At 57.1% G+C, this 24983-nt stretch carries 14 protein-coding genes, 1 tRNA gene and 1 pseudogene; 8 read left to right on the forward strand and 8 right to left on the reverse strand.

Annotated elements, in window-relative coordinates:
* Positions 1 to 80: 80 nt before the first annotated feature.
* Positions 81 to 1811: an arginine--tRNA ligase gene (gene argS / locus ACL2XF_RS09985; RefSeq protein WP_413722634.1), complete on the forward strand. Its 1731-nt coding sequence runs from the start codon at positions 81 to 83 to the stop codon at positions 1809 to 1811.
* Between the two features lie 141 nt (positions 1812 to 1952).
* Here the strand turns inward: argS and murJ are convergent, their stop codons facing one another.
* The 4 genes from murJ to rimJ all read right to left on the reverse strand — a co-directional run bounded on the left by murJ (position 1953) and on the right by rimJ (position 14218).
* Positions 1953 to 3488 (reverse strand): murein biosynthesis integral membrane protein MurJ, encoded by a 1536-nt coding sequence (murJ, locus tag ACL2XF_RS09990; RefSeq protein WP_410015360.1) that lies wholly within the window; start codon positions 3486 to 3488, stop codon positions 1953 to 1955.
* A gap of 213 nt (positions 3489 to 3701) precedes the next feature.
* Positions 3702 to 12245 (reverse strand): GH36-type glycosyl hydrolase domain-containing protein, encoded by an 8544-nt coding sequence (locus tag ACL2XF_RS09995; protein WP_413728522.1) that lies wholly within the window; start codon positions 12243 to 12245, stop codon positions 3702 to 3704.
* 416 nt (positions 12246 to 12661) lie between these two features.
* The gene (locus tag ACL2XF_RS10000) at positions 12662 to 13612 is read right to left on the reverse strand and encodes a Gfo/Idh/MocA family protein (protein ID WP_410016562.1); all 951 of its coding nucleotides are present in this window, start codon (positions 13610 to 13612) and stop codon (positions 12662 to 12664) included.
* Positions 13613 to 13633: 21 nt separating this feature from the next.
* Positions 13634 to 14218, reverse strand: coding sequence for a ribosomal protein S5-alanine N-acetyltransferase (gene rimJ, locus ACL2XF_RS10005; RefSeq protein WP_410015362.1), 585 nt, complete (start codon positions 14216 to 14218; stop codon positions 13634 to 13636).
* A gap of 283 nt (positions 14219 to 14501) precedes the next feature.
* On the opposite strand from rimJ, the gene mdtH reads away from it, so the two are divergent.
* From mdtH to ACL2XF_RS10020, 3 genes are all read left to right on the forward strand, one after another.
* Positions 14502 to 15707: a multidrug efflux MFS transporter MdtH gene (gene mdtH / locus ACL2XF_RS10010; protein WP_413722631.1), complete on the forward strand. Its 1206-nt coding sequence runs from the start codon at positions 14502 to 14504 to the stop codon at positions 15705 to 15707.
* A 104-nt stretch (positions 15708 to 15811) separates the two neighbouring features.
* Entirely contained in the window at positions 15812 to 16459 is a 648-nt protein-coding gene (grxB, locus tag ACL2XF_RS10015) for a glutaredoxin 2 (RefSeq protein ID WP_413728523.1), read from the forward strand.
* A 150-nt stretch (positions 16460 to 16609) separates the two neighbouring features.
* Positions 16610 to 17185, forward strand: a complete 576-nt coding sequence (locus ACL2XF_RS10020; RefSeq protein ID WP_413728524.1) for a lipoprotein — start codon at positions 16610 to 16612, stop codon at positions 17183 to 17185.
* A gap of 163 nt (positions 17186 to 17348) precedes the next feature.
* Here ACL2XF_RS10020 and ACL2XF_RS10025 read toward each other — a convergent pair whose 3' ends face one another.
* On the reverse strand, positions 17349 to 17900 hold the full coding sequence (locus tag ACL2XF_RS10025) for a molecular chaperone (RefSeq protein ID WP_410015366.1): 552 nt from the start codon (positions 17898 to 17900) through the stop codon (positions 17349 to 17351).
* A gap of 74 nt (positions 17901 to 17974) precedes the next feature.
* Positions 17975 to 18642 (reverse strand): annotated as a pseudogene (locus tag ACL2XF_RS10030) (hypothetical protein).
* A gap of 957 nt (positions 18643 to 19599) precedes the next feature.
* Here ACL2XF_RS10030 and ACL2XF_RS10035 point away from each other — a divergent pair.
* The 4 genes from ACL2XF_RS10035 to ACL2XF_RS10050 all read left to right on the forward strand — a co-directional run bounded on the left by ACL2XF_RS10035 (position 19600) and on the right by ACL2XF_RS10050 (position 23365).
* Entirely contained in the window at positions 19600 to 20427 is an 828-nt protein-coding gene (locus ACL2XF_RS10035) for a winged helix-turn-helix domain-containing protein (protein WP_413728525.1), read from the forward strand.
* A gap of 336 nt (positions 20428 to 20763) precedes the next feature.
* Entirely contained in the window at positions 20764 to 22086 is a 1323-nt protein-coding gene (locus ACL2XF_RS10040) for a flippase (protein ID WP_413728526.1), read from the forward strand.
* Complete coding sequence (locus tag ACL2XF_RS10045; RefSeq protein ID WP_410015370.1) at positions 22055 to 22903, forward strand: ATP-grasp fold amidoligase family protein; 849 nt, start codon at positions 22055 to 22057, stop codon at positions 22901 to 22903. Before ACL2XF_RS10040 ends, ACL2XF_RS10045 begins: the two co-directional genes overlap by 32 nt.
* A 372-nt stretch (positions 22904 to 23275) precedes the next feature.
* A tRNA-Ser gene (locus ACL2XF_RS10050) sits at positions 23276 to 23365 on the forward strand.
* A gap of 125 nt (positions 23366 to 23490) precedes the next feature.
* Here ACL2XF_RS10050 and phoH read toward each other — a convergent pair.
* Complete coding sequence (gene phoH, locus ACL2XF_RS10055) at positions 23491 to 24282, reverse strand: phosphate starvation-inducible protein PhoH (protein ID WP_410015371.1); 792 nt, start codon at positions 24280 to 24282, stop codon at positions 23491 to 23493.
* A gap of 355 nt (positions 24283 to 24637) precedes the next feature.
* The gene (locus ACL2XF_RS10060; RefSeq protein WP_413728527.1) at positions 24638 to 24943 is read right to left on the reverse strand and encodes a hypothetical protein; all 306 of its coding nucleotides are present in this window, start codon (positions 24941 to 24943) and stop codon (positions 24638 to 24640) included.
* Between the last annotated feature and the right edge of the window lie 40 nt (positions 24944 to 24983).

Consider the following 24983-nt stretch of genomic DNA (forward strand, 5'->3'; position numbering starts at 1 on the left):
CGCGCGGTCGGCTTATCAGGTAGCCGGAAACACGGGGAGGCGTTCCCCCCGCGTCCAGCGTTAGTAAGAAAGGTAATACGGTGAATATTCAGGCTCTTCTTTCAGACAAAGTCAGTCAGGCGTTGACGGCGGCCGGCGCGCCCGCGGCAAGCGAAGCGCAGGTGCGCCAGTCCGCCAAGGCGCAGTTCGGCGATTATCAGGCCAACGGCGTGATGTCGGTCGCCAAAGCCCTCGGCATGCCGCCGCGCCAGCTGGCGGAAAAGGTGGTTTCGCTGCTGGATCTTGGCGGCATTGCGGCGAAGATCGACATCGCGGGCCCCGGCTTTATCAATATTTTCCTGGACCGGGAATGGCTCGCGCGCCAGGTCGAGGCCGCGCTGGATTCCCCGCGGCTTAATATTACCCCCGTGCAACCCCAAACCATCGTGGTGGATTACTCCGCGCCGAACGTGGCCAAGGAAATGCATGTCGGCCATCTGCGTTCCACCATTATCGGCGATGCGGCGGTGCGCACGCTGGAGTTTCTCGGCCATAGGGTGATCCGCGCCAATCACGTGGGCGACTGGGGTACTCAGTTCGGCATGTTGATAGCCTATCTGGAAAGAATACAGTCGCGCGGCGAGCCGGAGATGCAGTTATCCAGCCTGGAAGAATTTTACCGCGCGGCGAAAAAAACCTATGACGAAGACGCCGATTTCGCCGAGCGCGCCCGCGGTTACGTGGTCAAACTGCAGGGCGGCGATGAATACTGCCGGCAAATGTGGCGCAAGCTGGTGGATATCACCATGGCGCAAAACCAGCAGGTCTACGATCGCCTGAACGTGACCCTTACCCGCAAGGACGTCATGGGCGAGAGCCTGTATAACGACATGCTGCCGGGCATTGTCGCCGACCTGAAAGCCAAGGGGTTGGCGGTGGAAAGCGACGGCGCCACCGTGGTCTATCTGGAAGAGTTCAGGACCAAGGAAGGCGAGCCGATGGGGGTCATCATCCAGAAGAAGGACGGCGCCTACCTCTATACCACCACCGATATCGCCTGCGCCAAATACCGTTACGAAACGCTGAAGGCCGACCGGGTGCTGTATTATATCGATTCCCGCCAGCACCAGCATTTGATGCAGGCCTGGGCCATCGTGCGCAAAGCCGGTTATGTGCCCCCGTCGGTTCCGTTGGAACACCATATGTTCGGCATGATGCTCGGCAAGGACGGCAAACCGTTTAAGACCCGCGCCGGCGGCACCATTAAGCTTGCCGATTTACTGGATGAAGCGCTGGAACGCGCCCGCCGGCTGATTGCCGAGAAAAATCCGGCCATGTCGCCGGACGAGCTGGAAACTCTGGCGCGGGTGGTGGGCATTGGCGCGGTAAAATACGCCGATTTGTCCAAGAGCCGCACGACCGACTATATCTTCGACTGGGACAATATGCTGGCCTTCGAGGGCAACACCGCGCCCTATATGCAATATGCCTATACGCGGGTGGCGTCGGTATTCAAACGCAGCGGACTGGATGAAAGCCAGCTGACGTCGCCGGTCCGGCTGGAGCAAGAAGAGGAAACGCTGCTGGCGGCGCGCCTGCTGCAGTTCGAGGAAGCCATCACCGTCTTGGCCCGCGACGGCACGCCTCATGTCATGTGCACCTATCTTTACGATCTGGCCGGATTGTTCTCCAGTTTCTACGAGCATTGCCCAATCCTGAACGCCGATAATGGCGGCGTTATGCAAAGTCGCCTGAAGCTGGCGCTGCTGACGTCACGCACCCTGAAGCAGGGCTTGGAGATGCTGGGCATCCAGACCGTCGAGCGGATGTAGCCGCGGGCGAACCCACGCCGCGCGGCGGGCATCATCGGCAATCGCGACGCCGCCGCCGGCGTACTTGGCGTGGCTCACAGGGATGTGAGCCACGCCCCTGTGAACAGCGTTAAACACCCAGGATCTCAGCGCAAGCTGGAGTCAGCTGACCGAGCGGGCAAAATCCCTGATACGAAACCCCAGCGCCGCCAGGGTGGCGAAATACGCCACCACGCCCACCGCCACCACCAGCGCCAGACGCAGCAGCCTGGCCAGCATCGTACCCTGCGCCCAGTCGGGCATCACCCACAGCATGCCCAGCAGCGCTGCCGCCATCACCACCACCGCGATGATCAGGCGCACCAGAAACGGCAACCAGCCCGGCTGGGGCTGGAACATGTCTTTCTTGCGCAATTGCCAGTACAGCAAACCGGCGTTCAGGCAGGCGGCCAGGCCGATGGACAGCGACAGCCCGGCATGCTTGAGCGGGCCGATAAACACCAGGTTCATCAGCTGTGTCATGATTAACGTCACGATCGCCACCTTGACCGGCGTCTTGATATCCTGGCGCGAATAAAACCCCGGCGCCAGTACCTTCACCATGATAAGGCCGATAAGCCCCACCGCGTACGCCATCAGCGCCCGTTGCGTCATGGCGGCGTCGAAAGCCGAGAAGCGTCCGTACTGGAACAACGATACGGTAAGCGCTTTCGCCAGGATCCCGAGCGCCACGGCGCTGGGCAGCGCCAGCACAAAACACAGCCGCAGCCCCCAGTCCATCAGGCGGGAATATTCGTCATGGTTGCCGCTGGAAAAACTGCGCGCCAGCGAAGGCAGCAAAATGGTTCCCAGCGCCACGCCCAGCACGCCGGATGGGAATTCCATCAGCCGATCGGCGTAATACATCCAGGAGACCGAGCCGGAGACCAGGAAGGAAGCGAAAATAGTATTGATAATCAATGAAATCTGGCTAACGGATACCCCGAGGATCGCCGGCCCCATCAGGCGCAGCACCCGCCAGACCCCCGCATCCTTAAACTGGATGCGCGGCATCACCAGCATGCCGATTTTTTTCAGGTGCGGCAGCTGATAGCCGAGCTGCAGCACGCCGCCCACCACCACCGCCCAGGCCAGGGCCAGCACCGGCGGATGGAAGTGCGGAGCGGCGAAGAGCGCAAAACCGATCATGCTGACGTTAAGCAGCGTCGGGGCAAACGCCGGCACCGAGAAACGGTTCCAGGTATTGAGAATGGCGCCCACCAGCGACGCCAGCGAAATCAGCAGGATATAAGGGAAGGTAATGCGCAGCAGGGACGAGGTCAGGATAAATTTATCCGGCGAATCGGTGAATCCCGGCGCGGTGACCATGATAACCCAGGGCGCGGCCAGCATGCCGGCCAGCGTCACCAAGGCCAGCGCCAGGGTCAGCAGGCCGGCGATATAAGCAATAAAGGTACGGGTGGCTTCCTCGCCCTGCTGGGTTTTATATTCCGCCAGTATCGGCACGAACGCCTGGGAAAAGGCCCCCTCGGCGAAAATACGCCGCAGCAGGTTGGGCAGCTTAAAGGCGACAAAAAACGCATCCGTCGCCATACCGGCGCCGAAAATGCGGGCGACGATCGCATCGCGGGCAAAACCCAGCACCCGCGAGAACATGGTCATGGAACTGACAGCAGCCAGTGATTTCAATAAATTCATGGAGTTATTTTTCTACAGCGTCCGGATGCCGGAGTGAAGGGAACAACATCGCCCCCGCCGGCGCCCTGATCCTTTTATAAGTGCGCCTAGTCTACCCTGACTTCAGGAAATCGCTACTGCGAGTTGTTACGCGGCGTAAGTCCGCCCGCGGCAACCCGGAACCCCGGACCGGCGCGGACGGCAGATATTCCCCGTTCCCGGGGCAAGACCGCGTTATAACTTCAGCACCAGGTGATGGACGCCCCCATCGAGCGGCGCGCGCGCCTGACGATCGCTAAGCGCCAGAGGCGCGTCGTTAAGTATCGCCTCGCTCACCCCGCGCGGATGCAGGCCGCTATTGGTGACTTCGATGGTGAAACGGGTGTCCAGCACCAGCACCTCGGCGTCGAAGCCCGGCCAGCCGGAAGGCAGGCACGGATTGATAATCAATACGTCGCCTTCCCGGCGAATACCGAGAATGCCTTCCACGCCGGCACGGTACATCCAGCCGGCCGAGCCGGTATACCAGGTCCAGCCGCCGCGGCCGACATGGGGCGCCACGGAGTAGACATCGGCGGCGATAACATAAGGCTCGACTTTGTAACGCGCCACCTGTTGCGGCGTGCGGGCATGATTGATGGGATTGAGCAAGGCAAACAGCTCATGCGCCTTATCGCCCTGCTCCAACCCGGCGAACGCCAGGATGGCCCACATGGCGGCATGGGTATATTGGCCGCCATTTTCACGCAATCCCGGCGGATAGCCCTTGATATAACCCGGGTCGTGGGTGGTCTTATCGAACGGCGGCGTAAACAGCAGCGCCAGCTTATCCTCGCGACGGATCAACAAACGATCCAGCGCGGCCATGGCCGTCGCCGCGCGCGTGGGGTCCGCTTCCCCTGAAAGCACGGACCAGGTCTGGGCGATGGAGTCAATGCGGCATTCATCGTTATCCTTGCTGCCGAGCCAGGTGCCGTCGTCAAAGGTTGCCCGCCGATACCACTCGCCGTCCCAGGCGTCGCGCTCGATCGACTGGCGCACGGATTCCTTGTGCGCCTGCCAGCGCGCCGCGCGTTCAGGCTCGCGGGCCGCAACCCATGGCATGAACAAAGTCAGGGTGCGGATCAGCAGCCAGCCCAGCCAGACGCTTTCCCCTTTGCCCCCTTCGCCGACCCGGTTCATGCCGTCGTTCCAGTCGCCGGTGCCCATCAGGGGCAGACCGTGCGCGCCGGTAAGTTCCAGGCACTGCTCCATGGCCTGTACGCAATGCCGGTAGAGCGTCGCGCTCTCGGCGGCCACCATCGGCTGGAAGAAGGCGTCGTGTTCGCCCTCCGCCAGGAGTGGCCCCTCAAGATAGGGCAGCACTTCGTCCAGCACCGCTTCGTCGCGGCTGCAGTTGATATAAGTGGCGACGGCGAACGACAGCCATACCCGGTCATCGGAAATGCGGGTACGCACGCCCTGGCCGGAGTGAGGCAGCCACCAGTGCTGTACATCGCCTTCCATAAATTGCCGGCCGGCGGCGCGCAGTAAATGTCCGCGCGTTTGTTGCGGCTGCGCGAAGGTCAGCGCCATGCCGTCCTGCAGCTGATCGCGGAAACCATAGGCCCCGCTGGCCTGATAAAAGCCGGAGCGGGCCTGGATACGGCAGGCCTGGGTTTGGTACAGCAGCCAGCCGTTAAGCATGATATCCATGGCCGGATCGGGCGTGGTCACCTGTATCGATCCCAGCCGCTGTTGCCAGTGGCCGGTCACTTCCGCCAGCACCGCGTCCAGATCGGCGGCGCGATAGCGTTCGATTAAGCGGCGGGCGCTTTCGGCCGAGTCGCTCTGGCCGATAAACCAGACCACCTCTATGCTTTGATCTACCCCAACCTCGATATGGGTTTGCAATACCGTGCAGGGATCAAAGCCCGCGCCGCAGGCGCCGCTCAGGCGACCACCGTTGACCAGCGCGGCGGGCGCCGCCATGGCGCCGTTGCGGCCGAGAAACTCGGTACGGTCCGCGCTGAACGCGTCCTGACGGCCGTCGAGGTCGGCAAACGCCACCCGGTTCTGGAAGGCGGTGCTCCATGAATTACGCACCAGCACCGCGCCGGTGCTTTCGTCATGCTCGCTGATGATAAACGGCCCGGACGCGCTGCGCGAAGTGCCCAGTACCCATTCCACATAGGCGGAGACGGACAGGTGCAGCGTTTGATCGCTCAGGTTACGAATGGTCAGCCGGGAGATCTTGATGGAATCCTCCAGCGGCACATACTGAAGCAGCGTTACCGCCGCCTCGAGGGTATTGTGTTCGAAGCGGGAGTAGCCGAAACCGTGGTGGGCGAGATAGCGACCGCCATCATTGATGGGATGCGCCGTGGGACTCCATAAGGCGCCGGTGACCTCGTTGCGGATATAGATGGCCTCGCCGCCGCTGTCCGCCACCGCATCGTTCAGCCAGGGCGTAAGCTGGTTTTCGCGGCTGTTTTGCGCCCAGGTATAACCGCTGCCCCGGGCCGACACCTGGAATCCGAAGTCCGGATTGGCAATCACATTGATCCAGGGCGCCGGCGGGCAGGTTTGCGCGTCAATCACAGTGACATATTCACGCCCCTGCCTGGCGAACCCGCCGGTGCCGTTGAAGAACGCCAGGTCCGCGGGCACGGGCAACGCGCCGGGCGTCGGCAGGCGCATCTTGCGCTGCGGCAGCAGGGAGACCTGCGGCAGTTCCAGCGAAGCCAGCTGCGAGCCGATGCTGCCGCGCCGCGCCAGCAGCGCCACCCGGGCGACGGACTGCAGCAGCATACGCGCTTCCTGGCTTATCAGATCCGCGCGCAGGGTATAGACGCCGCCGCGCGAGGCATCGCCGGTGTAACGCGGGTGGGACTGGCTGCTGCGCACCGCCGTCTCAATGGCGATTTGCAGATCCTGCAAATAGGACGAGGCGTGTTCATTAATAATCACCACGTCGACGCTGAGCAACTTCATATGCCAATATTCATGGGCGCGCAGCAGTTGCTTAACCTGGGCGATATCCTGGATATCGTCGATACGTAGCAAGACGATGGGGAGATCGCCGGAAATGGACAAGGGCCACAGGCCCGACTGGACGCCGGAACCGCGGATAATCGAGGCGGAAGGCGCGCGGAAACGCGAATCGGCATACAGCAACGGCGCGGCCAGGCGCTGGAAGTCGGCCGCTTCCTCGGCGTTGATATCCAGATGGCGCAACTGTACCTGCGCCTGGGTCCAGGCCAGCGTTTTCGCCCGTTTGTAAGCGCTGCGGTCGTGGTGCTTATCAATGAGCTTCATCAGCTCTTCTTCAGAAGAGGCCACCAGCGTCCAGTAGGTTACCCTGACCGAGGTGCCCGCCGGAATACGGACCTGTCGCCGCAGGGAGAAAATCGGATCCAGCACCGTGCCGACCGTATTGGACAACGGCTGCCGTCCCAGCACCGCGTCGGCATAGGTGGGCGACGAACCCTTGCCGATAAACCGCGCCCGGTCGGTTTCATACTGTGCGTCGGACAGGCTTTCGCCCTCCACAATAGCCAGATGCGCCGCCCAGACGTGGGGTTCCTGCGGGGTTCGGGTCCTGCGCGTGGCGACCAGGGCGGTAAATTCCGGCAGATAGCGCGTCTGCACAAACATTTTGGCAAACGCCGGATGGGCGGTATCGACATTCGCCGGCGCCAGCACAATCTCCGCATACGAGGTCAATTCAACTTCGCGGGTGCGGCGACCGCTGTTGGTCAGCATGACGCGACGCACCTCGCCGTCATCCTCGCCGGACACCAGCACGTTAAGCGTGGTGGTCAACGTGCGGTCATGGTGGATAAAGGTGGCGTCGTCCTCGCTGAAGATCACCTGGTTGAAAGACTTCCCTTTCAACGCCCGCACGCGGCGTTCGCTCAGCGAATCCGTTCCCTGGATTTGCAGACCGGCCGACCAGATCTTGCCGCTGCGCAGATCGCGGAAACGAATAAATGAACGGCTGTCGTCGCGGGTGACATCCTCGCGCCAGCGGGTAATGGCGATATTGCCCCAGCGGCTGTAGCCGCCGCCGGAGACGGTCAGCATAACGGCGTAATGACCGTTGGAGACCAGATGGGTCACCGGCGCGCCGGCGGGCAACGCGGAATACCGGCGCTGCGTAAGATACTCGTGGCCGGATTTGACCACCGCTTTTTTCACTTCTTCGGCATGCGGTTTGGTCAGGGCGACTTCCCTTGGCATGCGTTCTTGCAACAGCAGCTCGCTGGCCTGGATCATCGGCTCGCGATGGAAACGCGCGCGCATGGCGCCGTCGAGCAGGGCGTTATCCAGCGCCACGATAGTCATGCCCTGATGATGGGCCATATAGCTGCGCACGATAGCCACTTTCTGGTTATCAGGCAGCCTTGCGGCGGTAAAGTCCAGCGCTTCGTAAAAGCCATAATCGCCGCGCGCCCCGATCTTCGCCAGCCGCCGGTAATTAAGCAGTGCGCCGCGCGCATCCACCATCGACGCCAGGCCGGTGGCATAGGGGGCGATAACCTGGTTTTGCGCCAGGCCGCGCTGCAGCCCCAGCCCCGGCACGCCAAAGTTGGAATATTGATAGGTTAAATCCAAATCGCGCGCGTTATAGGCGGATTCCGAGACGCCCCAGGGAATTTTCAGCATGCGGCCATAGGCCTGCTGATGGGCCACCACCACCCGGTTGGTCTGCTCCAGCAACGTGCCGGCGGCGGCGCGCATCACCAGGGACGGCATCAAATATTCAAACATCGACCCGGACCAGGAGATCAGCGCCGCGCCTTTACCGGACTGAATGGCGGCGCGGCTGAGGCGGAACCAGTGGCGCGTGGGAATGTCGCCCTTGGCGATGGCGAACAGGCTGGCCAGGCGGGCTTCGGACGCCAGTAAATCATAACAGCTGCTGTCGAGCTGGTTATCGGTGAAGGAGTAACCGATGGAGAGCAGTTTGCGCTCGTCATCCACCAAAAAGCGGAAATCCATGCCCAGCGCCAGCGCCCTGGCGCGATCCGCCAGTTGCTGCAGGCGTTCGTTATAGCTGTCCGCCGCCAACAGGCGATCGGCGTTAAGTCCGGCGATGCTGGTTCTCATCGCCTCCAGCCAGAACATCAGCCCCGGTTCCGGCGCGTCGTCGTGCGAGGCGTCATCAGTCGGTTCCGCCTCGGGGGATACGGCCAGATCGTTCATTAAACCGCAGGCCTCCTCGCTAAGCGTGGCGAGCGTGGGCAGCAAGGTATTATCGGGCTGCTGCCGCGCCAGCTGGGCGGCGATTTCATCCAGCAGGGCGTCGAGCGGCAAGCCGTCGATTTCAGGCGCTTTTTTTAACGCCCTGCGGATTAACAACAGATGATCCATGGCGCCGACGCGCCAGCCCGGCGCCACCGGCGCGCAGCGCCATTCTTCGCAGGCGTTGGCCAGGGCGATCAGGTGACCGGCCAGGTTGCCGCTATCCACCGACGATACGTAGGCCGGGGCCAGCGCCTCGAGATTGCGGGTCTCATACCAGTTGAAAAAGTGGCCGCGATAACGCTGCAGCTTATCCAGCGACGCGAAGGTTTCTTCCAGCCGGTCAAGCGTCGCCCCGGTGGACGCCCAGCCGAAATCGCGGGCCGACACCGTGGACAGCAAATACAGCCCGATATTGGTGGGCGAGGTACGATGGGCCACCACCGGCCTGGGTTCTTCCTGGAAATTATCCGGCGGCAGCATATTATCCACCGGGGTAACGAAGGTTTCAAAAAAGCGCCAGGTCCGGCGGCCAATCAGGCGCAGCGTCTGAATTTCCTTATCGTTCAACGCCACTTGCGGCGCAATCACCGGCTCCCGGCTGGCCCATAACGCCATGACGGGCGACAACAGCCATAAAAGGGCGAACACGGCGACAAGCGGCCAGTTCCACGGCGCCAGCGCCAGCGCCAGGGCCGCCATCAGCAGTCCCAGCAGGATGCCGGCGGACATTTGCCGGCAAAACCCGCCCAACCCCAGGCGCGGGCTGCCGCCGGTCTGGGCCGACGTGGTCCATTCCAGCAGCTTGCGATGGCTGAAAAATACCCGTGATAATGAACGCACAATGGCGTCCAGCATATGCCAGGCGTTGTCGGCTAAAAACACGATCTGCATCAGGATGCGCAGCAGCGCATAGCGCAAATCGATGGCGACGTTATGTAAATGCTTGTGCAGCGGGATACGCCGCCGGCGCGGCAGCAGATCGCAGAAAATCGGCAATAGCGATGGCACGGCGAAGGCAGCAATCAGCGTCAGTACGCCCAGCGCGGCCGCGGCCGGCGGCAGCAGCCAGCACCAACCCAGGGCCAGCAGGCTGAACGGCGCCAGCAGCGAACGGCGCAGGTTGTCGATCATCTTCCAGCGGCCGACGGCGGGCACCGGGCTGATGCCGTTGCGCCCGTTTATGATCCAGGGCAATAACTGCCAGTCGCCGCGCGTCCAGCGGTGCTGTCTTTTCGCCACCACGTCGTAGCGCGCCGGCGAGTCTTCCACCAGTTCCACATCCGAGGCCAGGCCGGCGCGGGCGTAGATACCCTCAAACAGATCGTGGCTAAGCAGGGTATTTTCCGGAATGCGCGCGTCAAGCGCGGCGTCGAATGCATCGACGTCGTAAATGCCCTTGCCGGTATAAGATCCCTCGCCGAACAAATCCTGATAGACATCCGAGACCGCCGAGGCATAGGGATCCATGCCGCCCGGCCCCGAGAAGACGCGCTGGTAGATAGAGCCGTCGTTGCCTAGCGGCAGGGACGGCGTAATGCGCGGCTGCAGGATGCCATAGCCGCTGACGATGCGCTTTTTGCCGGCATCGAATTTCGGCCGGTTCAGCGGGTGAGCCATTTTCCCCACCAGCAGCAGCGCGGTTTCACGCGGCAGCCGGGTATCGGCGTCCAGGGTGATCACATAGCGCACCCCTTCCGGCACCTGGCTGCCCGGCAGGAAGCTGGTATCACGCGCGCCGCGCAGCAAACGGTTCAGTTCGTGCAGTTTGCCGCGTTTACGTTCCCATCCCATCCAGCAGGATTCGCGTTCGTTATACAGGCGGCGACGGTGCAACAGCAAAAAACGCGCGCCGGCGGGTCCGGGGCCATGACGCTGGTTCAGCCGGTCGATGCCTTCCCTGGCGCAGGCGATAAGCTCCGCGTCCCCGGGCAGCGTTTCCAGCGGGGCATCCAGGCTATCGGAGAGCAGCGCAAAAGTGAGATCGCCTTCGCCGCTGGCCAGGTAGTGGACTTCCAGCCGCTCGATTTGCTCGGTGATGTCCTCCTGGTCAGTGAGCAGCACCGGCACGACGATCATGGTGCGCAACGCCGTCGGCACCCCGTCGGTTAACGCCAGGCCGGCCAGGGGCGACGCGCCGAGGCGCCAGTTGACCAGCCGGTTGACCAGCGCGCTGGCGGCATCGCTCAGGGCCGGCAGCGCCAGGATAATAAAGACCGCCAGGGCGCCAGCGCCGAGGCCGGCAGCCAAGAGCTTGCTCCCCGCCCATGCGGCCAGCAGCAGGCTTAACAGGATAATCGCCCCGCCGTAGCCGGCGATGCCAGGTTCAATGGCCATACGGCTGATGCGTAAGCGCCATGGCGGTTTAAAATCGATAGACTGCTCAAAGCGTCTGCGTCCGCCGGCAATCAGGTGATAACCGGGATCGCCGACGCGGGCGGCCTCGAGAGGATCGTTCTGGCTGGCCGCGGCTTCATGAGCGGCCGCCAGGACCTTATCCGCGATATCCAGCTCACTGTAGGACGATCCGCGCGACAACTGCTCGATGGCGCTGCGGTAAAGATTGCGGGTGGTAAAATTCATCTCGTCAAAGGCGCTGTGCCGGCGTAAACGTTCATCCACCAGGCTGATGCTTTCAAACAGCGTCGCCCAGTCGATATCCGAAATCAGGCGCATGCTGGTGATGATATTGCGCACCGTGACGTTGGAGGCGCCCAGGCGCTGCTGGGCGTTTTGCACAATCGATTCGATGGAACTGTCCTGCTGGTGAAGCTTTTCTTCCAGCCAGGCCAGGGACGGGGTGGTGCGGGGATCCTGGTTGCGCAGGCGTTTCGCCAGCTGCGCGGCAAAATGCTCATTAAGCGGCAAGGTATAGGCGGATAAATGCGCCGCCTCCATCGCCGCCTGGGCATTGCCTTTGGCCAGCAGCTTATTGGCCAGGTCCTCGGCCTCCTGCCGGGCCTGGCGCCCCTCGCTCATCTGATCCGCCAGCCGCCGCAGGTTCTCGATAAGCACGATGCGCAGGGTGATGGCCACCGCCCAGAGTTCACCGATGGTGAGCGGCTGTACCCGCTGGTAGGCGGCGATAAAACGCTTGAGGTTTTCCGGATCGAAATGACTGTCGGTATGGGCGATAAACGCCCATGCCACGCCGAAGACCCGCGGGTAACCGGCAAACGGCCCCTGCGCCAGCTTTGGCAGCAGCCGGTAGAAACTCGGCGGCAGATCTTCGCGGATTTCACGGATCTGAGCCTCGACCAGATGATAGTTATCCAGCAGCCACTCGGCGGCCGGCACCACGGTATGGCCTTTTTCCAGTTCCAGCGCGCTGGCGCGGTAGGCCGCCAGCAACACCGCGGCATTATCATTAAGGCGCTGGCGCAGCGGCGAGACGGTCGGCGGGCGGTCGGCGATCGCCTGGGCGGCCGCCAGGCTTTCCGCGTGCTGCTCAAGGCGTTCAACACCAAATAATTCTTTCCTGACCGGGGCAGGATCGTTCCACGGTGACGAGGCTTCACGAAAACGGTAGATCCCAGCAAGCAAATTTTTCATAGCAGCCTTAACCTGCGGCTTCATGCCACAGGCATTACGAAAATGTTATCGGTGCCAAATACGGCGTTATATCGCCAGCGCGCCAACTCGTTGCCGTTATCCATGACACGGCGAAATCCACCTTGCCATGGCGGCGATACAAACCCTGGAAAGAGGCGCTATGCGTCGCGCCTGGAATGAGACGCCCTTAAGGCTAAATAGGTATGTAGGAACTTATTGGGAGGCGCGTAAACGCCCCCCGGCCCGCCGCATTGCAGCGCGCCGATATCGGGTTCTCTGACTATGGACCATAAAGGTCATTTGCGCCAATAACCTGATGCAATTATGCCTGGGCCGTCATGACAATCGTTGCAAACAGGCTATGACGCTATGTCCCGTCCCGGAAGGGGTTCGGACGGACCGGCGGGAACGAGGGTTTAACCGGCCGGCAGGCGCTCTATCCAGGCCTGAGCCATCAGCGCCTGTTCGCCGCTGGTTTCAGGCTGGGTTTGATGGGACACCGCCGCGATAAAATGCGCCACCGCCCCGGTAAAACCACGCTGGGTCAGGATCGATTGCCAGGCGGGCACCGGCAGTTCGCTGATGACGCCCTGGCTTTCGCTGCGCCACGCGCGCATCTCCTCGACGCGGTACACCGCGCCGGCGGTCACCGCGATCACCGTTTCGCTCTGGCTGCCGGCCTGGCGATGCATACTGGTGGTGACGGCGCAGCCCCGGTGCATAAAATGATGCTCGGCGTACAACATCTGTCCGGCGGCGTTATCCCGCAGAATGCCGCCGGTCAGTCGGGGCCCGCCGGCGGCGTCATTGGCCGCAGCGGCGTGATCCCGCGCGCCGTCGGCAAGCCAGAGCGCGGTATCCACCACGTGCAGATAATCGTCCAGCAGCGTGAAGCCCATCGCTTCGGGACCGACGTTGTCCAGACGGTGTTTATCCATGCGGAGGGAGGCGGGCTGCTGCATCTGTTGTTTCAGCCTGAGGTAGAGCGGCGCGAAACGGCGGTTAAATCCTACCATCAGCGCCCGTTGTTTCCTGGCCGCCAGGGCGACCAGCCGTTCCGCCTGCTCAAGCGTTGCGGCCAGCGGCTTATCCACATAGACGTGCAGGCCCCGTTCCAGTAAATGGCTAACCACGGCAAAATGGCTGGCGGTGCTGGTATGCACGAACGCCGCGTCGCAGCGCTGCGCCAGGGCGTCCAGGCTGGGAAAGCTTTCGATGCGGTAAGCCGCGCACAGCGTGCGCGCCTTGGCCTGGTTGGGGGAAAACGCCCCGGCCACCTCCCAGTCCCCCGCCTGGCACAACAGCGGCAGGTAAACCTTTTGCGCGATGCCGCCGAGTCCGACAATCCCGATACGTAATGTCATAATGTCAATGCCCCTGAAAAACGCTTACCGCCCGGGCTTCCAGGCGGCATAGGTCAGTGCCGTCAATATATGGTCGCGCCATTGCCCGTCGATCAGCAGGTAATCCTTGGCATATCCTTCCCGCTCGAACCCCAGGCGGGCCAGTAGATTACCGCTGCGCTGGTTGTGCGGCATATAGTTAGCCATGATACGGTGCATTTGCTGATGGCGCTGCATATAGCGGATGGCGGCCTGCAGCGCTTCGAACATAAGCCCCTGCCCTTGCCATTTTTCGCCCAGCGAGTACCCGAGAAAACAGGCATGGAAGGAGCCGCGCAGCACATTGCTGAAATTGGCCACGCCGTAGACTTCGTTTTCCCCGGGATCGAGCAGGATAAAATAGTAGGCGGTGCCCTGCCGGTGCATTTCGGTGATCATCCCCAGCCGGGCCTGCCAGCCCGACGGAAAACAGTGGCTTTCATCGCGCACCGGTTCCCAGGGTTTCAGGTACGCCTGGTTGCCGGCATAATACTCCGCCAGGCGGTAAGCATCGCGTTCGTGGACCAAACGCACCACCAGTCTGGCGGTAACCAGTCGCACTTTTGGCGACGCCTGTCGATAGCCAAACATCTTCCCTCCGCAGTCCGGGCGATTATTGAATCATGTTTACCTTAGGGTCTGGGTACCGGCGTGATGCGCGGCGATGATACAACCCGGCGTATGTCACCATCATACAATCTCCCGGCGCCGATGTTATCCTGTTAACGCGCGAGAAGATGATCCCTCTCATAAATTAGCGTTTCTATTAATAATTTTCGATAAAAAATTATCCTCTTTGCCGGGCTATCGTTATGGACGCATTACGTTCAGAATAAGTGTTCTCGTAAAATTTCTTTTTGGTTTGTGGTGAAGCATGTCCTCGGTGTCGCAAGCTCGGAGCTTGGGTAAATATTTTCTGCTTATGGATAATATGTTGGTGGTCCTGGGCTTTTTTGTCGTGTTTCCGCTGATTTCCATCAGGTTTGTCGATCAGTTGGGCTGGGCGGCGCTTCTGGTCGGTATTGCGCTTGGGCTGCGTCAGCTCATCCAGCAGGGCCTGGGTATTTTTGGCGGCGCCATCGCCGATCGCCTGGGCGCCAAGCCGATGATTATTACCGGCATGCTGCTGCGCGCACTGGGCTTTGCGCTGATGGCCGTCGCCGATCAACCCTGGATACTTTGGCTTTCCTGCCTGCTGTCGGGCCTTGGCGGTACGCTGTTTGATCCGCCGCGCACCGCGCTGGTGGTCAAGCTGACCCGGCCCCACGAGCGCGGCCGCTTCTTTTCGCTGTTGATGATGCAGGACAGCGCCTGTTCGGTGGTCGGGGCGCTGATCGGCAGTTGGTTATTAAAGTACGATTTCCATCTGGTGTGCTGGGCGGGAGCGCTGATGTTTATCCTGGCGGCGATGTTCAACGCCTGGTGGCTGCCGGCATATCGCATCTCATCGGTGCGCGCGCCCATGCGCGACGGCATGCGGCGGGTATTCAGGGATCGGCGTTTCGTCACCTACGTGCTGACGCTGACCGGCTATTATATGCTGGCGGTGCAGGTCATGCTGATGCTGCCGATCCGCGTTAACGAAGTGGCCGGCCAGCCCGCCGCGGTAAAATGGATGTACGCCATCGAGGCGGTATTATCCCTGACGCTGCTTTACCCTATCGCCCGCTGGAGCGAAAAGCGCTTTAGCCTCGAATTGCGGCTGATGGCGGGTTTGATGATCATGACGCTGAGCCTGTTCCCCATCGGCATGACCGACAGCCTGCAGACGTTGTTCTGCCTGATCGGCCTGTTTTACCTAGGTTCCATTATTGCCGAACCGGCCAGGGAAACCCTGAGCGCGTCGCTGGCGGACAGCCGGGCCAGGGGCAGCTACCTGGGTTTCAGCCGGCTTGGCCTGGCCCTGGGCGGCGCCATCGGCTATAGCGGCGGCGGTTGGTTATATGACGTCGGGCACCGGCTGGACGTTCCCGATCTGCCCTGGATAATGCTGGGCCTTATCGGGTGCGCAACCCTGTTCGGGCTGTACCGTCAATTCCATCAGCGCCGGATTGAACCGGCCATGCTGAGCGGTCGCTGAGGATTGGTGGCCCGGCCCATGTTGTCCCATAATGATTATTACCCTGTCCGGCGCGCGGCGGTATGGCGCGCCGCACGCATTTAACCAGGAGAACATGCTTCATTATGAAACTCTACATTTATGAGCACTGCCCGTTTTGCGTCAAAGCGCGGATGATATTCGGCCTGAAAAATATTCCTGTCAGTCTCCAGGTATTGATGAACGACGACGAGGCGACACCTATCGGCATGGTGGGGAAAAAAGTGGCGCCGATCCTGCAGAAGGAGGACGGTGGCTATATGCCGGAGAGCATGGATATCGTCCATTATATCGACACCCATTATGGTAGCCCTTTGGTGACGGGGCCCGTCAATCCCGCTATCGGCAAATGGCTGGAAGCAAACCATCCGGCCGCCTATCCGCTGGTGTTGCCGCGTAACGTTAACGGCAAGTTTGCAGAGTTTGCCACTCCTGAGGCGCGCCATTACTTTATCAGGAAAAAAGAAGCGGCCAGCGGCAGCTTTGAGGAACTTCTGGCCCATACCCCGGGGCTGGTAAAAAAAGTCAGCCAGCACTTGCGCGAGCTTGAACCGTTGATCCAGCAGTCCAACGCCTGTAACGGCGAGCTGTCCGACGATGATTTCCATTTGTTTGCCCGCCTGCGTTCCCTGACCATCGTTGCGGGGCTGGAATGGCCGACGCGGGTGGCTGAATATCGCGATAATATGGCCAAGCAGACTCAGGTTAATCTGCTTACCAGCGTAGCGCAATAACCTGCTTGCCCGCGCCTGGCCGCGGTACGCCGGGCGCGGGGCGTTCCTGAGGCATAGTGAGTTTTTTCCGGTGCGTGCGGCATGATCCGCCGGGGCGAGACGGTTATCCTGTAATGAGCAGACGCCACGGTATTGAGGGTAGAGGACAGCATGAAAAATCGTTTCGTTGCATGGATTATGCTGCTTTTCAGCTGCGTGCTGGCCGGCAGTTTATTAAGCGGCTGCAATAATTTGACGCAGTACAGCATCAGTGAGCAGGAAATAAACGCTTATCTGCAAAAGCATAACGATTTCAGTAAAAATATCGGCGTTCCCGGACTGGCCAACGCCCATATCGTCGTCACCCATCTGGCCAGCGAGATCGGCCGCGCCGAGCCCGATAAGGTGCGGTTATCCGGTAACGCCACGGTCAATGTCGATACCCTGTTCGGGTCGCAGCAGGCCGAGGCGACGCTGACCCTGCAGGCGCAGCCGTATTATGATAAGTCGCAGGGCGCGGTGTTTCTGAAAGATATGCGCCTGGTGGATTATCAGGTTCAACCGGCTGATGTCGACACCACCTTTCGCGCTTTGTCGCCTTATCTCGACCATGCGCTGAAATCCTATTTCGATAATACGCCGGCGTATGTGCTGGACGCCAATCGCAATAAAGATGAGGCGTTGGTGAAAAAGCTGGCGCAGGGATTGGAGGTTAAACCGGGCAAACTGGTTATCCCGTTTGGGTGAGCCCCATCGGCATGCTCTCCCTTGAACACGTCTGCCTTGAGTCCGGCGTTGGCGGGCCTGGCATGCCATGGGGCCTCGGTCGGGCGGAAAAACCACGCCCGATTCAACCCCATCGGCATGCTCTCCCTTCAACAGGCTTTATGCGGCATGGGTGATCGCCCTATTATTCAGCAGGGGTTTCGTCCAGTTCTTCGCGCAGCGCCTCAAGGGCTTCACGGCAGATTATCGCCAGTACCCGATAAAAGTCCCCGGTGGCGCAAGCCTCCACTTTACCCAAAAAGCGATCGCTCCAGGGCAGCAAATACAGATCGAACAGCTGGCATTGGGCCTGGGTTTCATCCAATCGCGCATGATCTTCCAGCCACGAGCCGGCAAGAAGCAGCGCGCCGAAATGATCTGCCGGGCCGTCTCCGGCCGGCATGCCGAGCTGTTGCAGGAAGGCCCCGACCTCGCCCTCATCCGCCGCCAGCCACGCCGAGCGCAGTGGCGGGACTTTTGCTTCGTCGCCGGTAAATAGCAAAGCGTATTGCGCGGCCAGGGCCTGCGGTTCGCAGCTTTGCTGCAGGCGGGCCAGCAGAGCGTCTTGCTCCAGGGGCCAATGGGCCGTCAGCTTACCCTCGCTGATAAGCGTCATCAGCGGCGCCAGCATGGCATCCTGCGGCTGGCGGTAAAATAACGTTCCCAGCACCCGGCAGACCATGGAAAAATCATTCATCGTGTTATCCGTTTTAGTAAGCAAAGTAAAACCGGCGCCGACCTTGTCATAAAACGTCCCCTGACGCAATGGTGTTAATACCCATGCAGGCGATCAACCAGGCCAAGCGGCGTCTGTCCGGTCTCGATACGACGTATGTTATCGGCAATGCTGTCCATGGCCTGCGACGGCAGTGTCGTGGCGGCAATATGCGGGGTAAGCGTAATGCGCGGCGCCGCCCAGAAAGGATGATCGCGCGGCGGCTCCAGCAGCGCACCGGAAAACCCATGGCACGCACCGCCATTGCCGTTTTACCGCCCAGCACCCCCGCGCCGGCGATGCCGACAAGAAAGGTTTCCCTGGCGGGCAGCGCCAGCTCGCGCCATTCTCTCAGGCTTTGCTGCAGGGCATATTCATCCAGGCGCCGGTAATAGCGCAGCACCGCGGCGACAGTATACTCAATCATCTGCTGCGCCATGCCGGTATCTTCAAGCCGCATCAGCGGTACATTCGCCGGCAGCATATCCGGGTGCAGGCGCACCTGATCCATTAAGGCGTCCACTCCCGCGCCGAGGGCAAACACGCCTTTAAGGCCGGGCCGGCCGGCCAGCATCGCACGGGGAGGATGCCAGACCACGGCATAATCGGCCGGCAGGTCTACGTCCTCTCGCCACAATCTGATATCAGCGTCAGGAAATCGTTGCCGCAAGCCGTCGATCCACACCGGCGCGTTGTCCGTCGGGTGATAAAAAATGATCCTCATAATAAAACGCCTTCCATCCCAGCTTTTTTTCACCATTTAACATACCGTTAGCCTGGGTAAAGCACAATCTTGCCAAACGGTATGACAGGTAACCACAGCGGTTGCCCATGCTAAAAATCGCAATCGCTAATACTCAGGCTGGCGCATATAGTCATTTTTTACCAGCAGTTAACATTTTGTGCCTTATTGCCTGGCCCTGTGACGGCTGATGCAGGCGCCATAACATAAAAAAGCTAAATTTAAGTGACAAAAAGTGAAATCATTAAGAATTATCTTATGCATGCGCTGGGTTGAATGCGGAATAAACATCGGGCGGTATTTGCTTGTGAAAAAGAATAAGCGAAAAAAAAATTACTCACTGGCCGATATTATTTTTCGCATTTTTTGTATGGACTTGGACATGAATAATTATTCCGAACCGTTTAGGGTATAGCGTCATGATACGAATCAACATTATGATCTTACGACAATAGTAGGACGACTGGCGGCTGCATGCGTGTTTAGCCCGCCACCGCAAAAATCTGATATCAGGGCCTGCATGCCCTGAATGTAGGCTCCCTTATCCAGTCGGGCATTTACAACTAAAAGTTTAAAATTAACGTTTATCTATTCCTCTGAAGAAGGAAATAAAACAATGAAATTTTATAAAAAAGCGTGATTAACCCCATAAACTATTAGGTTTTGTAATTTCACTTGCGCAAAAAGGTACGATTTGATGTTTTTAAATTCAGATTTATTACCGTCGCGACTTCCCCGGTCTCGACTATTGTTTATAAGGACTCAAATCGTACAACCGAACTATCAGGTATTGGAGAAAACTATGAGCAGGTAAATGAGTGATGAAAAAAATAAAATATCAGACAGTTACCCCTTATAACTCTTGAAAATTTTATGATCGCGTGTAGCTTGCGGATCAGCGATATGATAAGAAAAAAAATACTATTGAGGTATTTTGAGATGAAACTTACACAACCCATCACGATCAATCATCTTGATGTAACAATTGCGCCCAATATCCATAGTCGTCTGCGCTGGAAAGAGTACCAGATACTAAATTTATTAATCCAGAATTCACCAGCGGCGGTGACGCGTGCCGAGCTGGTTAATCAGATTTGGAAAGGAACCTATTGTTCGGACTCGACCATCAACCAAACGATAAAATCCATTCGCCAAAAGCTGGGGGATGAGAACCATGACATAATTAAAACCATACCGCGCATAGGCTATATCATTGAAGAAAAACAAATGGTTAATATTTTCTTTAACCCTCAATCCGTCGATGAATACGTACCTGAGCCCTTAAGACCGGAACCCGCGCAGGCCACAGCAGCTACGGCGGCTACGGCGGCCCGCATGACTTGCGAGCAAGATATCCAGGAAACGGCCACCATGGAAGACGCGTTTTTTGACCAGCCCACCTGGGCATTGCCGCCGCCTTCGAGAATTACAAAAACCATTACCAGACCGACAGTAAATAGATCGAATCCGTTAAAAGATGTTTCTTCCGCTTTTGCGGCCAGGATTCAGCAAACAAAAAGTAAAATCATATTGGGATCAATGGCTTTTTTTATTTTATCTCCTTTGATAATGTATTCCTTTTCAACAATTAAAATCCCTTTCGCTTCTTATGCGTTGGAACTGGCGCGGTTCAATAAAGTCAACGCGGTGACCCTGACGTGCCCGTTAGGTTATAATAGTTCTTCCAGTGACGCATTTTCCTGCAAAAGCCTAACGGTCAAATTCGACGGCGTTGCTTTCGATTGCCAGGTGTTAGGTGAAAAGTAGCGTTTCACTCCCTGACGCCCTCGTTATTTTCATAAAAAAGCCCGAATAGATATTCGGGCTTTTTTATCGGCTAATGAAATTTCTCCTGCCGTTAAGTGAAATGAAATTCAGGTGAAATTATCCTTTTTTCAGTCAATTCTTATATTCCATGAAACTAAAATTATTTTTCTAAAAATTATTTTACTTTTTTTTATTTGCCTAAGTAAGCATAAAGCTATATTTTTCAATTATTCGAGAAAGTTATATTTCGGATACGTGCCTGTAGCTACCTTGTTAAGCAATCTTTAACAGCTCTATTGACATCGGAATTTGAGACATTTTTACCCGAAGAGGAACATGAGAGCTATCATTTATAATTCATTGTGGATCATACTTGAGAAGTTATGCTTTGCAGGCGCAGGCATCATTTCAGCAATGTATATAGCCCGTTATCTTGGACCTGAAAATTTCGGTACGCTGAGTTATTTAGTTTCGATTATCGCATTGATATTGCCTTTTATACAATTGGGCAGCGACAATGTCTTATTCAATCGCATAGCAAAAAACCCGCACAGTGGCATGAACCTAATGGCAGCCTCGTTGCGGATAAAGTTCCTGCTGTTTATCATTTTCAGCACGGGACTGCTCTTCTGGGCATATTATGCTGTCCCACGGCAACACTTTTATATTTTAATGATTTTATTACTGGGAACGTTTTTTACCTTAAGGGATATTTACAAACTGTATTACGACGCGACTCTGGCGTCCAAGGTTAACCTGATTATCAACAACACGGTATTGGTTATATTTGTGCTAGCCAACCTGCTGTTTGCCTGGTTGCAGCTAAGCTTGATATGGTTTGCGGTTTCCCTGGCGGGCAGAAGCTTTGTTCCTTATATTGTGCGCAGGGTTCTATTTTATCGCCATCAACAGGCTAAAGGGATTCATTATAAAAGAAAGCTGAAGGCCAAATACAGCCGCTTTTATAATATCTATTTGCTGAAGGTGGGTTTGCCACTGGCTATATCCAGCCTGGCGATAGTGATCTATACCCGTATTGATCAGATAATGCTGGCGAATTTCATTGGTTATCATGCTGTGGGTATTTATAGCGCGGCACTGGCGATAAGCGGTGGCTGGGTGCTGGTTCCCATGGCGCTGATTACCTCGTTTATGAGCACCATCGCCAGCGAGCGCGATGCCAAAAGGGCCGCGGACCGTGTGCGCATGCTGTATATGGTCACCCTGGTAGTGTGCGCGCCGGTGATAATCATCATAGGATTTTTTAGTCACGATATCATACAGTTAATTTATGGTGCCGCCTATAAAGACTCGGCGTCCATCCTGTTGATATGTGCATTGACATCCCTTTGCAGCGTATTGGGCACCATTTCGTACCGGATAATATTGATGCATTCCGGCTATCATTTTGTCGCATTAAAGATGCCGGTTATCGCCTTACTGAACATAGCCCTCAATTATCACTTTATTCCGCTATTCGGCATAAAGGGCGCGGCGCTATCAACCTTATTATCCGAGGCCATATCTCTGTTCGTGCTCAATGCGTTGTTCAAAAAAGGGTTAGTCACTTATCAGTTGCTCAGTGCCTATAAAAGTATTCCAAAATTTATAATTGAGGTGCAAAACTATGTTAAATCCACTCGTCAGGCAAGCGTTTAAAATGTTGCCAGATTTCTTGTATCATCAATTAAAATATGCGCGTGTATTCAAAAAATGGCCGAACATGGCCCAGCCAACGACCTTTAGCGAGAAAATCACTATACGTAATTTTCGGCCTAAGCAGATTTACACAAACTTAGCAGATAAATACAAAGTTCGAGATTATATTGCTAACACCATAGGCGAAAAATATCTCATCCCGCTGCACGCAGTGTTCGATGTACTCACGGAAGAAATTTATGCGGCTCTTCCGCAAACCTTCGTTATCAAGGCCAACCATGGATGTGGTTTTAACTTAGTCGTGCACGATAAAGCGGATACCACCTTCGCCCAACTCAGTGCGTTAACCCGTTATTGGACTAAAACCAATTATTACAAAACCAATCGAGAAAAACATTATAAAAAAATCCAGCCCCGCATCCTGGTGGAGCACCTGCTGCAGGACGAGGGCCATATACCCAACGATATCAAGTTCCACTGCTTTAACCAGCAGGGTGAGATGCATATTTTTATCCAGGTTGACTACGACCGTTATGGCCTGCATCGCCGCGACGTATTTGATACTGAATGGCACAAGACCGATATCAGGATGGGCTTGCCGAACAACCCTGTCCCTATGCCCGCGCCTAAGAATTTACCGGAAATGGTGACGCTGGCAAAACGTCTGGCGGCGGATTTTAATTATGTCAGGGTGGATTTTTATGAAGCCGACGGCAATGTCTATTTTGGTGAGCTGACCTTTACGCCGGGCGGTGGCCTGTGCAAAATGTATCCGGAAGGGGTGCAGCACCAATGGGGCAGTTTTTTTACCGAGTAACGCCGGGGCCCGTGGTAGAAATGATAATAAATATAAGATGTCATTAAATGGTATTTTACTGCACCGATATCGCTGAGAGGCGAACCGGGAATAGCACCGTCTGCACACATGAACGGGCGGGCTATTCCCAGCTTTTTCGGCTGGGCGTTGCCGGCGGCATAATACTGAGGCTTGCCGCGCGAAATACCCCCCTGCCCTCCCCCGCGCCGCACATTATTCACCCCTGACGGCAGGCCCGATGGCATCGCCACCGCCGCCAGACAAGCGATACGCTCAAACCCTGAGCAAACAACGCATCCCTGATAAATTATACTTGACCGGAATGGGACGAATCCCTATAGTACCGCCCCGTTGACCCTTGGTTAACAGCGTGGTGAGGTGTCCGAGTGGCTGAAGGAGCACGCCTGGAAAGTGTGTATACGAGAAATCGTATCGAGGGTTCGAACCCCTCCCTCACCGCCAAAATTATTAGGGTCAAGCTGTTGTTAACAGCCTGGCCTGGCGGTAATAAAAAGCCCGGATGATTATCCGGGCTTTTTTTAACTCAATGATAAGGCGCCATACTGACGACGCATGCGTAGCGACCGTCAGCGATAGGCATTCAGCGTACGCTGGCACAGCGCGGAGCGAACGCAATCCTGTTTGCCGAAACGCACCACACCGATCATTTCGTCCTCCTCGTTAAACCGCTCCAGAGCATCAGCCAGTCCGGATTTTACCCCTCTGGGCAAATCACATTGCGTAATATCACCGTTGACAATAACCGTGACATTTTCTCCCAGACGGGTTAAAAACATCTTCATTTGGTTGACGGTAACATTCTGCGCTTCATCCAGAATAACCACCGCATTTTCAAAGGTACGTCCGCGCATATACGCAAAAGGAGCGATTTCCACCTTGCCGATTTCAGGGCGCAGGCAATATTGCATAAAGGACGACCCCAGCCGGCGCAGCAAAATATCATAAACCGGTCGGAAATAAGGGGCGAATTTTTCAGCAATATCCCCCGGCAGGAAACCCAGGTCTTCGTCGGCCTGTAATACAGGCCTGGTAACGATAATACGGTCAACCTCTTTGTGGATTAATGCATCGGCGGCCTTAGCGGCGCTAAGGAAGGTTTTACCACACCCTGCCTCGCCGGTTGCGAAAATTAACTGTTTGGTCTCAATGGCTGTTAAATAAGCTTCCTGAACTTCATTACGTGCCTCTATTAACCTGGTGTCGCGACTGTCGCGCGCCATGCCTATCGATTCAATCCCGCTCATATGAACAAGAGAAGTGACCGAGTCCTCTTCACGCATTTTGTGATTGCGTGATTCACGCCGGATAACGCGTTTAGCTTCGCGACGAGCTTTGATCACTACTTTTTGTCTTCCCATAAGTGGCACCTTACAGTTTGTTTCACCATTCACACAGGCATAGGCCTGATGATTACGCTTCACATTCAGATGAGGTTGTGGCTTCCTTTAAAGCCAATAATAGCCATGAGATAAGATGACACGGCCCGTTGCATCCGCATGGACAATACGGACGTACCGGAGTGCGCATCAGTTGGAAAAAAGCAACGGAGTTGAGAACACAAGAGAACAATTACATTGCCGGTCGGCAAAAACGAAGTTGGAAACGAAGCGTTGAAATTACAACCGCCGACTGTTCCGGAGGCGATTGGTGCAGAACCTGGTATTGCCATCAGCCCATAAAAGGACACTGTCATTAGCGATCCCCGCAGTGAGGTTATGAATTTCGCATCTGAACAACTTTCTGAACTAGCTTGATGTCTTGAGTATAATGACATTGCATCACTTTGCGCTGGAATTGCAATATTTTTTTTAGCATTCGACCAAATAATAAGCAATAGCCGTTACGCTTGAACTGGATGACCTTAACCCAATAGCGCCCCCCGACTTTATTGCCCGCTGATATATCGCCCCACAGAACGCTTTTTCCCGCTGCGCTGGTAAAAACCCGCGGCTTACGTAAAACATCAATTATTACAAATTTAATCAAATAACCCCTGTCACGCCGTTCTTGCGCCATCATGCCGTTGCGGTTTACGGCGTGCAGGCGTCGCCCGCGCCAC

This window comes from Sodalis sp. RH19, assembly GCF_047324215.1.
Classification (GTDB): domain Bacteria; phylum Pseudomonadota; class Gammaproteobacteria; order Enterobacterales; family Enterobacteriaceae; genus Acerihabitans.

Excerpts from the sequence above, each read along its gene's own strand:
- murJ (WP_410015360.1), bottom strand. The coding sequence starts at position 3,488 with ATGAATTTATTGAAATCACTGGCTGCTGTCAGTTCCATGACCATGTTC.
- ACL2XF_RS09995 (WP_413728522.1), bottom strand. The coding sequence starts at position 12,245 with ATGAAAAATTTGCTTGCTGGGATCTACCGTTTTCGTGAAGCCTCGTCA.
- rimJ (WP_410015362.1), bottom strand. The coding sequence starts at position 14,218 with ATGTTTGGCTATCGACAGGCGTCGCCAAAAGTGCGACTGGTTACCGCC.
- mdtH (WP_413722631.1), top strand. The coding sequence starts at position 14,502 with ATGTCCTCGGTGTCGCAAGCTCGGAGCTTGGGTAAATATTTTCTGCTT.
- grxB (WP_413728523.1), top strand. The coding sequence starts at position 15,812 with ATGAAACTCTACATTTATGAGCACTGCCCGTTTTGCGTCAAAGCGCGG.
- ACL2XF_RS10020 (WP_413728524.1), top strand. The coding sequence starts at position 16,610 with ATGAAAAATCGTTTCGTTGCATGGATTATGCTGCTTTTCAGCTGCGTG.
- ACL2XF_RS10025 (WP_410015366.1), bottom strand. The coding sequence starts at position 17,900 with ATGAATGATTTTTCCATGGTCTGCCGGGTGCTGGGAACGTTATTTTAC.
- ACL2XF_RS10035 (WP_413728525.1), top strand. The coding sequence starts at position 19,600 with ATGAAACTTACACAACCCATCACGATCAATCATCTTGATGTAACAATT.
- ACL2XF_RS10040 (WP_413728526.1), top strand. The coding sequence starts at position 20,764 with ATGAGAGCTATCATTTATAATTCATTGTGGATCATACTTGAGAAGTTA.
- ACL2XF_RS10045 (WP_410015370.1), top strand. The coding sequence starts at position 22,055 with ATGTTAAATCCACTCGTCAGGCAAGCGTTTAAAATGTTGCCAGATTTC.
- phoH (WP_410015371.1), bottom strand. The coding sequence starts at position 24,282 with ATGGGAAGACAAAAAGTAGTGATCAAAGCTCGTCGCGAAGCTAAACGC.
- ACL2XF_RS10060 (WP_413728527.1), bottom strand. The coding sequence starts at position 24,943 with ATGATGGCGCAAGAACGGCGTGACAGGGGTTATTTGATTAAATTTGTA.